General features: G+C 57.8%; 13 protein-coding genes and 1 tRNA gene. 3 read left to right on the plus strand and 11 right to left on the minus strand.

The window, feature by feature from the left end; genetic code table 11:
- Positions 1-2 precede the first annotated feature (2 nt).
- The 3 genes from ACR3EL_RS02945 to ACR3EL_RS02955 all read left to right on the plus strand — a co-directional run bounded on the left by ACR3EL_RS02945 (position 3) and on the right by ACR3EL_RS02955 (position 2,963).
- Complete coding sequence (locus ACR3EL_RS02945) at positions 3-1,421, plus strand: dihydrolipoyl dehydrogenase family protein (protein ID WP_170342919.1); 1,419 nt, start codon at positions 3-5, stop codon at positions 1,419-1,421.
- 18 nt (positions 1,422-1,439) lie between these two features.
- Positions 1,440-2,822: a sensor histidine kinase gene (locus tag ACR3EL_RS02950; protein WP_254433003.1), complete on the plus strand. Its 1,383-nt coding sequence runs from the start codon at positions 1,440-1,442 to the stop codon at positions 2,820-2,822.
- Between the two features lie 64 nt (positions 2,823-2,886).
- Positions 2,887-2,963, plus strand: a tRNA-Arg gene (locus ACR3EL_RS02955).
- A gap of 111 nt (positions 2,964-3,074) precedes the next feature.
- Here ACR3EL_RS02955 and ACR3EL_RS02960 read toward each other — a convergent pair.
- From ACR3EL_RS02960 to ACR3EL_RS03010, 11 genes are all read right to left on the minus strand, one after another.
- Positions 3,075-3,452, minus strand: a complete 378-nt coding sequence (locus tag ACR3EL_RS02960) for a hypothetical protein (RefSeq protein WP_170342917.1) — start codon at positions 3,450-3,452, stop codon at positions 3,075-3,077.
- Positions 3,453-3,948: 496 nt separating this feature from the next.
- Complete coding sequence (locus tag ACR3EL_RS02965) at positions 3,949-5,103, minus strand: Gfo/Idh/MocA family protein (RefSeq protein WP_170342915.1); 1,155 nt, start codon at positions 5,101-5,103, stop codon at positions 3,949-3,951.
- Entirely contained in the window at positions 5,103-6,158 is a 1,056-nt protein-coding gene (locus ACR3EL_RS02970; RefSeq protein WP_093965426.1) for a sugar phosphate isomerase/epimerase family protein, read from the minus strand. The genes ACR3EL_RS02965 and ACR3EL_RS02970 overlap by 1 nt, the downstream gene beginning before the upstream one ends.
- Positions 6,159-6,184: 26 nt before the next feature.
- Positions 6,185-7,243, minus strand: a complete 1,059-nt coding sequence (locus ACR3EL_RS02975) for a LacI family DNA-binding transcriptional regulator (protein ID WP_170342914.1) — start codon at positions 7,241-7,243, stop codon at positions 6,185-6,187.
- A gap of 7 nt (positions 7,244-7,250) precedes the next feature.
- Positions 7,251-8,873, minus strand: a complete 1,623-nt coding sequence (locus ACR3EL_RS02980) for a dihydroxyacetone kinase subunit DhaK (RefSeq protein WP_170342912.1) — start codon at positions 8,871-8,873, stop codon at positions 7,251-7,253.
- 10 nt (positions 8,874-8,883) lie between these two features.
- The gene (locus ACR3EL_RS02985) at positions 8,884-9,876 is read right to left on the minus strand and encodes an ABC transporter ATP-binding protein (RefSeq protein ID WP_170342910.1); all 993 of its coding nucleotides are present in this window, start codon (positions 9,874-9,876) and stop codon (positions 8,884-8,886) included.
- Complete coding sequence (locus tag ACR3EL_RS02990; RefSeq protein WP_170422020.1) at positions 9,869-10,966, minus strand: ABC transporter ATP-binding protein; 1,098 nt, start codon at positions 10,964-10,966, stop codon at positions 9,869-9,871. The genes ACR3EL_RS02985 and ACR3EL_RS02990 overlap by 8 nt, the downstream gene beginning before the upstream one ends.
- Before the next feature lie 2 nt (positions 10,967-10,968).
- Complete coding sequence (locus ACR3EL_RS02995) at positions 10,969-11,157, minus strand: hypothetical protein (RefSeq protein ID WP_170343500.1); 189 nt, start codon at positions 11,155-11,157, stop codon at positions 10,969-10,971.
- Entirely contained in the window at positions 11,154-12,092 is a 939-nt protein-coding gene (locus tag ACR3EL_RS03000; protein ID WP_010442361.1) for a carbohydrate ABC transporter permease, read from the minus strand. Before ACR3EL_RS03000 ends, ACR3EL_RS02995 begins: the two co-directional genes overlap by 4 nt.
- Entirely contained in the window at positions 12,089-13,036 is a 948-nt protein-coding gene (locus tag ACR3EL_RS03005; RefSeq protein ID WP_170332156.1) for a carbohydrate ABC transporter permease, read from the minus strand. Before ACR3EL_RS03005 ends, ACR3EL_RS03000 begins: the two co-directional genes overlap by 4 nt.
- 79 nt (positions 13,037-13,115) lie before the next feature.
- A complete protein-coding gene (locus ACR3EL_RS03010) occupies positions 13,116-14,435 on the minus strand; it encodes an ABC transporter substrate-binding protein (protein ID WP_093965439.1) in 1,320 nt (439 codons plus the stop codon).
- Positions 14,436-14,673: the final 238 nt, after the last annotated feature.

Consider the following 14,673-nt stretch of genomic DNA (forward strand, 5'->3'; position numbering starts at 1 on the left):
CCATGCAAGAACTCAAGACCGACATCCTGGTGATCGGGGCCGGGTCGGGCGGCCTGTCGGTGGCCGCCGGGGCCAGCCAGATGGGCGCGGACGTGATCCTGCTGGAAGGGCACAAGATGGGTGGCGACTGCCTGAACTATGGCTGCGTCCCGTCCAAGGCCCTGCTGGCCAGCGCCAAGCTGGCCCATGCACAGAGCCATGCCGCGCCATTCGGCGTTGCCGACCACGCGCCGCAGGTGGACTATGCCGCCGCCAAGGATCATGTGCGGGACGTGATCGCGCAGATTGAGCCCATGGACAGCCAGGAACGGTTCGAAGGTTTCGGCGTGCGCGTCATTCGCGACTGGGGGACGTTTCTGTCGCCCACGCAGGTTCAGGCCGGCGATTTCGTCATCACCCCCCGCCGCGTGGTGCTGGCCACGGGCTCGTCCCCGCTGGTTCCGCCGATCCCGGGGCTGGATGGCGTGCCGTTTGAGACCAACGAGACCATCTTCGACCTGCGCGACAAGCCCGACCACCTGCTGATCATCGGCGGGGGACCCATCGGCATGGAAATGGCGCAGGCCCATGTCCGGCTGGGCTGCAAGGTGACGGTGATCGAAGGCGCGCGGGCGCTGGGCAAGGATGACCCCGAGGCGGCCGCAGTGGTATTGGAGGCTCTGCGCGCCGAAGGGGTCGAAATTCTGGAACATGCAATGGTGGCCCGGGTGCGCGGGAAGGCCGGGGCGGTCGAGGTCGTCACCGAGGACGGCGCGGTCCATGCGGGCTCGCACCTGCTGCTTGCGGTGGGACGCAAGGCCAACATTGACCGCCTGAACCTGCAGGCTGCGGGGATCGACCAAACGCGCACGGGCATCAAGGTGGATGACAGCCTGCGCTCCACCAACCGCAGGGTCTACGCGATCGGCGACGTCGCGGGCGGGCTGCAGTTCACTCATGTGGCGGGGTATCATGCCGGGGTCATCATCCGTTCGGCCCTGTTCGGGCTGCCGTCCAAGGCCAAGACGGCGCACATCCCCTGGGCGACCTATACCGACCCCGAACTGGCCCAGGTCGGCCTGACCGAGGCGCAGGCGCGCGACCGTCACGGCGACAAGGTCGAGATCGCCCGGTTCGACTATGCCCATAACGATCGCGCCGTGGCCGAACGCAAAACGACCGGGTTCATCAAGGTCATGGTCGTCAAGGGTCGCCCGGTGGGGGCCGCAATCGTGGGGCATCAGGCCGGCGAACTGATCAACTTGTGGTCTCTGGCGCTGGCCAATAACCTGAAGATGAGCCAGATCGCGGCGATGGTGTCGCCCTATCCCACGATCGGAGAGCTTAACAAACGGGTGGCGGGCGCCTATTTCTCGCCAAGACTGTTTGAGAATCAGATGGTTGAACGAGTGGTCAGGCTGGTCCAGCGCTGGATCCCCTGATCGGGAAAGGAGCGCCACTTGAACTCGCTGTCGGGTCGTTTCCTGATCTTGACGACGGTCTTCGTGATGTTGGCCGAGGTGCTGATCTTCGTGCCGTCGATCGCGCGCTTCCGAGAGGATTTTCTTCTGAACCGGCTGGAACGCGCCCAGATCGCCTCGCTCGCGCTGCTGGCAGACGACATGCTGGCCGACGAGCTGGAGGCCGAGCTTTTGGCCAATGCCGGGGTCTACAACGTGGTGCTGCGCCGGGACGAGGTGCGCCAGCTGATGCTGTCTTCCCCTATCCCAGACCAGGTCGCCAAGACCTATGATCTGCGAGGCGCCGGGCCCTGGGTTCTCATTCGGGACGCGATGATCCGTTTCTTCACGCCCGAGAACCAGGTCATTCGCGTCATCGGGCAGCCTGTCCGGGATGCGGGCCTGCTTATCGAAGTTACCATGGACAGCGCGCCCCTGCGTATGGCGATGATCGACTATGGCCTGCGCATCCTCGGCCTGTCCTTTGTCATCTCGATCATCACCGCGTTTTTCCTGTTCCTTGCGGTGCGGGTGGTTCTGGTGCGCCCGATCAAAAGCGTGGTGGGCTACATGCAGCGTTACGCCCGTGCACCCGAGGATGCGCGCGGCATCATCTCGCCCCAATCCAAGGTGACCGAACTGCGCGAGGCTGAAGAAGCCCTGCAGATGCTGCAGACCGACCTGACCCAGGCCCTGAAACAGCGCGAGAGGCTGGCACAATTGGGTGGCGCGGTGGCCAAGGTCAGCCACGATCTGCGCAACATCCTGACCTCGGCCCAGCTGTTCACTGACCGGATCGAAGCCAGCGACGACCCGCTGGTCCGACGGATGGCGCCCAAGCTGGTCAACTCGATCACCCGGGCGGTGTCCCTGTGCGAAAGTACGCTGGCCTTCGGGCGGGCCGAAGAGCCCGCGCCCACCCTGACCAAGGTGCGGTTGCGCGATATCGCTGCCGACGTAGCGTCCAGCGAGGCTCTGGCCGTAGACGGCGGCTGTATCGAAATCGCCAACGACGTTCCCGAAGACTTGGTCGTTCGGGCCGATCCGGAACAGATGTTCCGGGTCATCATGAACCTTGTGCGCAACGCACGCCAAGCACTGATGACATCCGGCCAACCAGGAAAAATCACGATTTCGGCCTGCGAAGATCAGGACGCATGGGTCATCGAGGTTCGAGATACCGGCCCCGGTTTGCCGCCACGAGCGCAGGAGAATCTGTTCACGCCGTTTCAGGGTGGTGTGCGCAAAGGTGGCTCGGGCTTGGGTCTGGCGATTTCGCAGGAACTGGTGCGCGGCCACGGGGGAGAATTGGTGCTGACCAGCACCGGCCCCGAGGGCACGGTCTTTGAAATAAGGCTCCCACGGGGAGAGATGGGTTTTTGAAATATTTTTGAAGAATCGGGTTGCACGTCCCGAACGCCGGGTCTAAATACCGCCTCACCAACGCGGACCGATAGCTCAGCTGGATAGAGTACTTGACTACGAATCAAGGGGTCGGGGGTTCGAATCCTCCTCGGTCCGCCACTGGTAACTCCCGAAAAACAGTGTTTTTGGCAGTTTGGCCCATGTGGTGAAACCGAGGTGTTTTGTCTCAAGACAACTTCGAGGCAACCGCGCTGGGTTTAATGGGGTGTTTCACCCCATTCCATATGGTCCGCCTTCCTGTAGTTCGCCGAATGCCGCCCAAACCTCGTGACAGGCGCGTTCAAACGCCACATCATCTTTTGGGATGCTGGCCTTGAAATTGGGGTAAGACATGTGGTTGCCCAAGTTCATCAGCACGGTCACGAGGTGGTTGCGCGGTATGAATGCCCGGTAACGGTAGTCGCCGCCCGGTGTCTCGATCACCTGACCGTCCATGCCATAGTCGCGCAGCAATTCGGCGTCCTGTGCGCGGCGAAACCGCAGGCAGACGCGGGATCCCATGTGCGGCCCGCTGGTGTTGCCGTCCTCATCCTTGGCAACGGCTGAGAAAAAGCCCGAACCCTCGGGCGTCGAGAATGCTACCCACATCTGCAGGTCCTCCTATTTTTGGGAAAGGGCGCGCTGTCTATCAGAAAAAATACGGGGTCGTCAAATCGAGGGGGCTTCCGCGCTGGGTTGCTTGGCCTGGAGGCGCAAACCGAGACCTCAAAATCCGGCATTGGATACGTGGGGGTTGGAGGCTATTCGTACCCATCCAGTTTTGCCGTGATCGCCTCCTGTTGCGGCGATCTTTCTGAAAGCGGTGGCTGACATCATTGAGCTGCTGTGCTGAACAGACGCTCATACCGATGGTTCCTTTGTGGGCCGGTTCGGGCCATTTGTACTTGCCGGCCGCGTTGGTGGCTTCGTCCGCAGAGCGGCCATTGGTGGACGATGCGGCGAAGAGTTGCTTTGCCCGGCGGGCTATGATTTTGGCGGCCACAGAGTTTCAATACTGCGGCGAACTGGTGGTTGGACGAGCCGAGGGGCAGGGAAGGGTTGGCTGGCTCAGTATCCGGTGCCTACCCTATGCCCACAGCCAGACTTACTCCAACTTGACCCAAGCCGCGTTTCTGGACGAGCTTTGCACACAAGCGGCTACAAATTTGACGCCGTCTAGCCCGTCGTGCACGGTTGGGTAAACAACGGACGCCTCAGGTGAAATCCCATTTCGGAAAGCCTGGATCGCCTCAGCAGCCTCTCCGTAAATATTGGCGAACCCTTCAAGATATCCTTCGGGATGGCCCGGAGGAACTCTGCTCAAGCGATTGGCAGCGTCACCAGCTCCAGCGCCATTGCGGGTGATCAGACGCTTTGGCTCGTTGTAGGGCGTAAACCAGAGATAGTTCGGGTCTTCCTGAGCCCACTCCAGCCCACCTTTTTCACCGTAGACCCGCAACCGAAGTGCGTTTTCATTGCCAGGAGCCACCTGAGAGGACCACAGCATACCCCGCGCTCCGCCTTCGAAGCGAAGCAAGACATGTGCGTTGTCATCGACTTGGCGCCCAGGCACGAAGGCCTGCAGATCCGCCGCAAGGCTTTCCGCCCTCAGCCCGGTCACAAAACAAGCGAGGTTGTAGGCATGGGTTCCGATGTCGCCGGTTGATCCGCCCGCGCCCGAGCGTTCGGGATCGGTTCGCCACTCCGCCTGTTTGAAATCCTGCTGCTCGGTCAGCCAATCCTGCGGGTACTCAACCTGGACGACGCGGATCTTGCCAATATCGCCGTTGGCAACCATTTCACGCGCCTGCCGAACCATCGGATAACCCGTGTAGTTGTGGGTCAAAATGAACAAGGCATTCGCGCTTTCCGCCGCTTTGACCAGTTTTTTTGCATCGGCAAGGGTCGAGGTGAGTGGCTTGTCACAAATGACGTGAATCCCGCGTTTCAGGAATTCACGCGCGGCGGCATAGTGGACGTGATTTGGCGTGACGATTGAGACCGCTTCAATCCCGGATTTGAGCCGGGCTTCCCGGATCGCCATTTGTTTGAAGTCTTCATAGACCCGTTCGAGACCCAATGCCCGGCCGCTTTCAATGGATTTTTCGGGCGTCGAAGACAAAGCGCCGGCAACCAGCTCGAACCTTTCGTCCAATCGCGCCGCTATGCGATGAACGCCGCCTATGAAGGCGTCATTTCCGCCGCCGACCATGCCAAGCCGAATGCGTCTCGAGGCTTCTTCACTGCGTCCTGTAACCATTATTCGATCCCCAGCATTTTGCGATTGGCGGCTTCGTCAGCACCACCGTCCGCGAAATCATCAAAGGCTTTCTCGGTCACACGGATGATGTGATCCGACACAAACTGAGCGCCCTCACGCGCTCCATCCTCGGGGTGTTTGAGGCAGCATTCCCATTCGACCACAGCCCAGCCATCAAAGTCGTTCGCCGCCATTTTTGAGAAGACCGCCCCGAAATCCACCTGGCCATCACCAAGCGACCGGAACCGACCGGCACGATCGACCCAGCTTTGGTATCCTGAATAAACCCCTTGCCGCCCGGTCGGGTTGAACTCGGCATCTTTGACATGGAACATCCGGATCCGATCCTTGTAGATGTCGATATTGTCCAGATAGTCGAGGCATTGCAGCACGTAGTGCGATGGGTCGTACAACATGCAGGCCCGTGGGTGATTGCCTGTCCGTTCGAGGAACATCTCGTAGGTCACGCCGTCGTGGAGGTCCTCTCCGGGGTGAATTTCGTAGCAGACATCGACGCCGCATTCCTCGGCGTGGTCAAGGATCGGCACCCAGCGGCGGGCGAGTTCATCAAATGCCGTTTCAATCAAGCCGGCAGGGCGCTGCGGCCAGGGATAGACGTAGGGCCATGCCAACGCGCCCGAGAATGTCGCATGGGCCGAAATGCCCAAGTTCTTCGAAGCGGACAATGCTTTTTTGACCTGGTCTACGGCCCATTCTTGCCGGGCTTTCGGGTTTCCTCTGACGCTCTCGGCGGCAAAGCCATCAAAGGCGCTGTCATAGGCCGGGTGAACGGCCACAAGCTGACCCTGAAGGTGCGTTGACAGTTCAGTGACTTCGACGCCATTTTCCCTGGCTTTGCCTTTGAAGTCATCGCAGTAACCGGTGCTGGACGCGGCCTGTTCAAGGTCGAACAACCGGCCATCCCAACTGGGAACCTGGACGCCCTTGTATCCACAGTCAGCCGCCCATTTGGTAATCGCGTCCCACGAATTGAACGGCGCTTCGTCCCCTGCGAATTGTGCAAGAAATAGTGCTGGACCTTTGATCGTTTTCATAAGTTTCCTCCCCAAAACCTAAGCCGCTATGGCGGTAAATTTTCCCTCAGATAGATGTCGATACGGATACGTTCCTGCGCTTTGTTGAATGGGACCTTGTCTGAAGTCGCACGCAGAAGACGGACGGCTGAACGAACAATGTGCCCGGTGTCTTGCGAGATCAGGGCGTCAAACGTGCCAACCCTCAGAGCCTCTCGACTAAGCGGAGTCAGTTCATGCGCTATGATCACCAGATCCTTGCTGAGCTTGTTTTCCGAAAGGAATTGAATAAGGCCGGCATTGCCCGCTGCTGACGAGTATATTCCGACCAGATCCGGATAAGTTTCGAAGATTTCGGGCATCATCTTGTAAATCAGATCCGGGTCATCCCGGCCCTCAACAGACGCCACGACCTCGAGATGCGGAAACTCCTCGGCCACAACAAGATCAAAGCCCTGGCGACGCTCCAGGTGGTCACGTGCCAAACGAGAGCCAGTCAGAACCAGGACCTTGCCTTCCCGATGAACGAACCGCCCCATCAATTGACCGGCGGTTCGTCCTGCGGAAACGTTGTCAATTCCTACAAAGTGGTCTCGCTCGGAACTCGGCAAGTCAGACACCAAGGCAACCACCGGGACCCCTTTGTCCTTGAGCCGTCTCACCGCATCGCGAACAGAAGGCGTTTCGGGTCCGAAAACGGCAACTCCATCAATATCCAAACTGTCGACAGCATCTAGAATGTTAACGATATCCTGCGGTTCAAACGGAGCGACCCTTTTGATCGTGATGCGAGTTCGCTCGATAAACTGGTCACGGGATTGCTCTGCGATCTGATTGCTGATCGCTTCCACAAATTCGTTGTCGGTGTCCGGCAGAACAAAGAGGAAGTTGTAAACCCGGTTTCGTGCGAGGTTGGCCGCGGCGGTGTCGCGCACATACCCCAGCTCATCAATTGCCTTTTGTACTTTCTGAACGGTCACTGCCCGCACGCCGGGGCGCCTGTTCAAGACCCGGTCCACAGTCGCCAGGCTGACACCCGCAACCCGCGCGATGTCATTGACGGTTGGCTTCTTCACCAATTCTAGTTTTTGTTTTTGGTCTGCCACGTGTTCTTCAGCCCTCAAGCTCCCGCGCCAAGCCCTCGAATAACAAGGCAACGGCCTCAGCGCCGGGATCGTTATGTCCAACTAGGTTTTCTTCGGGAACATAGGCTGCTCGGCCCGCCTTCGCACGGCGAATTTTGGCCGTATTGTTCGCACCTTCGCGGGCGGCACTTGCTGCATGGGCCAACCCCGACGGGAGAGCGGCAAGCGCGGGTGCCAAGGCGTCAATCATAGTTCTGTCGCCGACCTTGGCGCCTCCAACTTGGCTGACGCGTTTCAGGCCTTCTTCCAAGGATTTGGCAACGGTTGCCCCATTGGCACATGCATCACCAGCTGCGTTGAAGAAAATTGCAAGTATCACGCCGGAGGAGCCACCCATTGTCTGGCTCAATTCATTGCCCAACGCCGGAAACAGCTGAGTCAAATCAGCCAGCGGCATGCGGTCAAGGCTGCCTTGCAGCGCTCTTGCGGCCGTCGCCAATGTGCTTCCTGTATCGCCATCACCGGATTTCGCGTCCAGTTCGTTCAGGTTCTTCTCAGCGTTGATGAGGAGTTCAGACAAGCGCGAGATCGTTTCTCTTGTGGTGGGATTGTTCGAAGGAATTGGGTCGATCGGGGTCAGGCCGTCAGGCAATGGTGCCACTTTGACCGGGTCGATGGAATTGACTCCGGGCCACGCGGCCAGATCAACGGGTGCTTCAAGAGCTGACAAATCGTCCTGATCCACGGGCAGAATGGAAACAGAAAACCCGTGCATATCCAGCGATGTCATCATGGGGGCCGGGCCGATGATATGGTGGGCAATACCGGTTTCGGACAAGGCGTGCGTGAGGACAGCCATTTCCAGCGGAGTTGTGGAACCGAGGTTGTTCACCAAAGCTACACATTCCCCGGCCCCAAGTCGTTGCCTCAGTTTCTCCACCATTGTGGACATGGCCGATACGGCACTTGAGAACTCGACTTGCTGCACACCCGGCTCGCCATGGATGCCCAAACCAAGTTCCGCTTTGCCAGGTGCGATCCTGTCTTCTTTCGGAGATCCCGGAACAGTACAGGTGTCCAAGCTCATACCGATGCTGACAACCTTCTCGATGGTGCTACTGGCTGCTTTGGCAACGGTGTCCAGGTCAGCACCACTTTCAGCAAGTGCTCCGGCGATTTTGTGCACGAACAACGTGCCTGCCACGCCACGTGGCTGCGGCAGGTCGGGCAGGGCGATGTCGTCATCGACGACCACCATTTCAACCTTGCGGCCCAATGCACGGGCGCGTTCAGCGGCCAGCCCAAAGTTCAACCGGTCACCGGTATAATTCTTGACGATCAGCAAGCACCCTGCCTCACCCGTGACTGCAAGAATGCCCGCCAGAACCGCCTCGACCGACGGGGACGCAAACACTTCGCCGCAGACTGCGGCCGTCAGCATTCCGGCGCCAACAAAGCCTGCATGGGCGGGTTCGTGACCTGACCCTCCACCGGACACCAACGCCACCTTCGACTTGTCCCAATCCGACCTGTAGACAACTTTGATATGCGGGTAGCCGTCCAGCCGGGTAAGCCTCCCTCCAGAGGAGGCCAGAAGACCGTCTATGGCATCTGTTACCAGAGTTTCTTTTGTGTTGAGGAACTGGGCCATGCTTTGCTCCTTAATTCACCCGCGCGCCGGACGCGTCAAAATACAATGGGTTGTGGGGGCGGATTTTTATTATTTTTCCAGTTGGATAGTCCTGGTGGACATCTATCAACGTCACGACCGGGTGACCGTTTAGGTCCAGGTGCAGCCGTGTTTGATCGCCCAGGTGCTCGGCGCGTATCACGCGCGCCTCACGGCCTTCACCTTCAACGATGTTTTCCGGGCGAAGACCAATCTGCGGGCCTTTGTGGTCGCCTCCGAACAACTCGGACGGCAGGATGTTTATCCGTGGCAGACCCAACCTGCTGGCCACGTAAACGCTGCCGGGATTTTCGTAGATATCGCGGGGGGTACCGTATTGAACCAGCCTGCCGTTTTCCAACACGCCGATATGCGTGGCCATTGTCATGGCTTCCACCTGATCATGGGTCACATAAAGCAAGGTTGATCCCAGGTCGGCCTGAATTCTTTTCAGTTCGACCCGCAAATCCGCCCGAAGCTTGGCATCCAAAGAGCTGAGCGGTTCGTCCATCAGGAATATCTGGGGGTCGCGCACCAGCGCCCGTCCGATCGACACTCGCTGCATTTCGCCGCCGGACAATTCGGTGGCTTTGTTGTCCAGCTTGTGCGGGATCTGCAGGATCTCCGAGACTTCGTTGACCTTCCTGGCGATCTCATCCTCTGGTGTCTTCAGGATCGGCGACCGCAGAGGGAAAGACAGGTTTTCACGCACTGTCATATGCGGGTACAGCGAGTATTGCTGGAAGACCATCGCCACGTCGCGCTGGGCGGGTGTATCCATCCCGACGTCGCGCCCGGCAATGCGAACTGTGCCTGAATCCAGCTTCTCAAGCCCGGATATCAATCTCAGCGTTGTTGTTTTTCCCGCACCCGTCGGACCCAACAACACCACGAAGGCACCGTTGGGGATCGTCATTGAGATATCATCCACCGCTTTGATGTCGTCGAATGACTTCGAAATGTTTTCCAAAACGACTTCAGCCATTGCTCAGTACCTCGTCGTTCAGTGCGGACCTCAACGCGCGTCCGGTAGATTTTTCGAAAAGGGTCACTGCGGATGATCGGAATTCCAATCCGACCGTCTCGCCGGGATTGACGGTTTCGCGAGCATCAATCCGGGCTTTCAGCTCTCCGTTCGGGCTTTGCAGCGTCACGATCTGGGTGGTGCCAAGATATTCTGCGGCCAGGACTTTGGCTCGGTAGGCACTCGCATCCGACAGAAAAACATGTTCGGGGCGGACACCAAACACCAGATCACCTTCCGCCCCTTCCATCAGCTTGGGCACGGCTTCGTCATGACCATTCAGTCGTACCATTTCCGAGCCAGGCTCGACCTTTCCTTGAAACGGCAGGAAGTTCATCGAAGGAGACCCGATAAAATCCGCAACGAACATTGTGGCCGGTTTGTCGTAGATTTCCTGCGGCGTGCCGAATTGCTCGATCACAGCGTTGTTCATCACAACGATCTTGTCGCCCATTTGCATGGCTTCCAGTTGGTCATGTGTGACGTAAACAGTGGTTGCGCCCATGCGATCGTGGAGCGCGCGCAATTCTTCGGCCATGTGCTCACGAAACTCGGCATCCAAAGCGCCAAGAGGTTCGTCCATCATGAATGCCTTGGGTTCGCGAACAATTGCGCGACCCAGCGCCACGCGTTGCCTGTCGCCACCTGAAAGCCCACCCACCGGGCTGTCGAGGATGTCGTTTATCCCCAGAATTCCCGCGACTTCTTCGACTTTGGCTTTGACAGCAGCGCGCGGCATGCCCTGCGAAATAAGCGGATAGCTGATGTTCTTGCGCACGTTCATGTGGGGATACAGCGCGAACATCTGGAACACGAAGGCAATGTCCCGCTCTGATGGCGGCCGCTGGCTGATCTCTTCGCCGTCCAGATAGATTTCGCCCGACGTTGGAAGCTCCAATCCCGCGATCATCCGCAGCGTCGTCGTTTTCCCGCAACCGGAGGGGCCCAGCAGCATGAAAAACTCGCCGTCTTCAATCGTGAACGAACTTTCGCGGACAGCCGTGAAATCGCCGAACATCTTCTTTACGTTTTTGACTACGATCTGGGCCATTTCTACTCCGGGAAATGGCTGACGATGATGAACATGACGGTTCCGATCAGCGTGACGATGAAAGAGTAAGTGAAGGCCCAAAGGACAAAGGGCTGCATCAGCATGAAGACACCCAGTGCGATGAGGATGGTTGCGACCATCTCCCATGGGCCGCGGCGGAGCCGCACCAATCCGGAAAGAAACTCGCTCATTTGCGTACGGCTCCGAATGTTATCCCGCGCAGCAAGTGTTTGCGCATCAGGATGGTGAAAATCATGACCGGGATCAGGAAGATCGTCGCGCCGGCCGCAACGGCAGGCCAGTCCAAGCCGCCGATACCGATGATGGTCGGGATGAACGGTGGTGCAGTTTGCGCGTTTGCGGATGTCAGCAGCACGGCGAACGCATACTCATTCCAGGCGAAGATCAGGCAGAAGATCGCAGTTGACGCAATTCCGGTAGCGGCTTGCGGCAGCACCACTTTGTAGAAGGCCTGAAACCTCGTGTACCCATCGATAAGGGCGGCTTCTTCGTACTCCCTGGGGATTTCGTCGATGAATCCTTTCAGCAACCAGACCGCCAGGGAGATATTCACGCCCGTGTAGAGCAGGATCATCCCGAGATGCGTGTCGCTTAAACCGAGGTTTCTGAACATCAGGAAGATAGGGATGGCGACAGCGACCGGAGGCATCATCCTTGTACTCAGGATGAAGAACAGAAGGTCATCCTTAAGCGGGACCTTAAATCGGCTGAACGCATAGGCAGCCAACGTGCCAAGGAAGATACTCAAGAACGTCGAGCCAAATCCGATGATGACCGAATTCATGAAGCGCTCGCCGAACTTGGAGGGCCCAACGATCACCATGTCGTATTGGCGTACGATCTCATCGGCCCAGTTCTGCGGCGGGTTGGCTTCCAGAAACTCCTGCGTCTGCCTGGTGCGTGTGGTGAAAAGGTTTACGTAGCCTTCGAGCGTTGGGTCAAAGACCACTTTGGGCGGGTAGCTGATCGCGTCGGCCGGAGACTTGAAGCCAGTCAGCAAGATCCAAACCAGCGGGATCATCGTGATCAGCGCATAAGTGATGACCAGGAAGCCTGCGATCCATTTGGACCGGTTCGAAGGTTCAGTGACCGAAAAACTGCTCATCGCTGTTTCACCTTGTTCAGGGCCTTGACGTAGATCGACGCAAGGCCGAACACGGTGACGAACAAGATGATCGCATAGGCCGAGGCGTAGCCCGTCCGCCACTTCTCAAACGCCTCTCGCTTGAGATTGATTGAGGTGAGTTCCGTTACAGATCCCGGCCCACCGCCTGTCAGCTGAACAACCAGGTCGAACATCTTGAAGTTCTCGATCCCTCGAAACAGCACCGCGAGCATCAGGAACGGCAGCACCATCGGAATGGTAATCGTAAAGAACTGCCGCAGCTTGCTGGCCCTGTCGATCTCAGCCGCCTCGTAGATGTAGTCGGGGATGCTGCGCAGCCCGGCCAGACAGATCAGCATCACGAAGGGGGTCCACATCCAGGTGTCAACGATCACGATCGCCCAAGGGGCCAAAGTGACCGACCCCAGCATTTCAAAGCTTGAGGGGTCCTTGCCGGTGAACCAGGACACGATGTAGTTGAACAGGCCGATTTGAGGCTGATACAGGAATTTCCAGAAATTCCCGACGACGGCCGGGGACAGCATCATCGGCAGCACGATGATCGTGGTCCAAAGATCGTTGCCCTTGAATTTCTTGTTGATCAACCACGCCAGCGTGAACCCGATCAGGACCTGGAAAAAAATTGTCCAGAACAGGAAATGCGCTGTTGCCTGCATATTCAGCCAAGTATCCGAGTCCGTCAGGATACGCTCGTAGTTCCTGAGTCCGACGTCTTTGACTTCGCGCCCGATCCGGTTGGCCTTGTAGTTGGTAAAGCTCAGCTGGATGGTCCAGATCAACGGAAAGATGTTGATCGCCAGCAATAGAAAAATCGTTGGGGAGATGAAAATCCAGGCGATCGCGCGGTCGGATAATCCTCGGATTTTTCGCGCAACTCGCTCGGGCGTTGCCTGCGCAACGCGATCTACGGTCCTGTCAGACATCTCTTTGCCAGCTCTTGTTGGTTTAGGACTCACGGGTGAAGGTGGAGCGGGATTGCACCCGCTCCTGCCTGTGTCCGGACTACAGCTTGCCTTCGTCTTCGAAGACTTCGGTCCAGTCTTGGATCAGAAGGTCAAGCGCTTCTTGAGCGGTGCCCTGGTCCGCAACCACGTAGTCGTGGATGCGCTTCTGCATCGCCAGCAGCAGTTCCGCATAAGCAGGCTCCTGCCAGAAATCCTGCACCCCGGCCATCGCTTCCAGGAAGTCACCGGCAAACGGCTGGCTGTCAACAAAACCCGGATCTTCCAGTACGGAGTTATGGGCCGAGTAGCCGCCGAGCTCCCACCATTTGGCCTGAACGTCCGGTTGTGCAAACCACTTGATGTACTCAAGTGCGGCGTCCTGTTTGTCAGAGTAGCTGACAACAGAGATACCTTGTCCGCCCAGTGTCGAACCTGCCTGATTTTGTGGTGGGTTCACAAAGAAGTCGATCTTGTCGCCGCCGGTATTGGGATCGGCGTAGAGACCCGGGAAGAACGCAAACCAGTTCATCGCCATGGCGACCTGACCGGACTTAAAGGCGTCCAGACTCTCACCCATGTAAGAGTTGGTATATCCCGGAGGCGTCGCCGTTTCGTAGAATTCCTTGTAGAATTCCAGAGCTTCAACCGCTTCGGGCGAGTTCACGGCGCCTTCCATGTCATAGGAACCCGGCGTGTTTTCGTATTTGAAGCCCCAAGGATACAGCGCTCCGGTCACACCCATGGTGATCCCTTCCGAGCCGCGCTCGGTAAAGATGGCTGCGCCATAGACAGTCTTGCCGTCGATCTCACGACCTTGGAAGAACTGCGCGATCTGCAGGAGTTCTTTTTGCGATTGAGGCTCGCGAAGATCCTGACCCGTCGCCTCTTTGTAAGCGGCTTGGATGTCGGGGTTTTCGAACCAGTCCTTGCGGTAGAACCAGCCATTCGCATCGCCCATCGCTGGCAACGCATAGTAGTTTGGCGTGCCCTTGGGCCAGGTCGAGTAGGCATAGACGGTGGCCGGCGCGAAATCGTCCATGCTGATGCCTTCAGCATCGAAGAAGTCGTTCAGTTTGACATAGTGGCCATTCTCGGCGCCCCCGCCGATCCACTGGCTGTCGCCGATCAACAAGTCGCAGAGCTTGCCCCCGGAGTTCAGCTCGTTCAACATCCGATCCGCGAAATTCGGCCAGGGAACAAACTCGAAGTTCATCGTGTGACCGGATTCGGCTTCGAATTCCTTTGAAAGCTCAACAAGCGCGTTGGCCGGGTCCCATGCAGCCCAACAAAGCGTCAGATCTTCAGCATTCGCCTTGGTGGAAAGAGTAGTAGCGGCAAGGACTATTGCGCTGGCCGAGGCCAGTTTTGTGTAAGTCATCCATTCCTCCCTTTTTGCGCCGTCAATCGAGGATGTGCGAATCGCGGCATACCTCCAAGGCTATTTGAGGTACGCACATCAAGTCTAGATATTTTTGAGGTTCGTACCTCAAGGCGGCGGCAATTGACGGGGAATAATCCTTTTAGTAATTGATTTTAATTAATTTTATTACTTTTCGTCGTTGCGCAAGTATTTTCAGCAGTGAGGCATTTAATGGCCGTACCCGCCAAGATCGGCG

This window comes from Ruegeria sp. BJ3 (genome assembly GCF_056535665.1).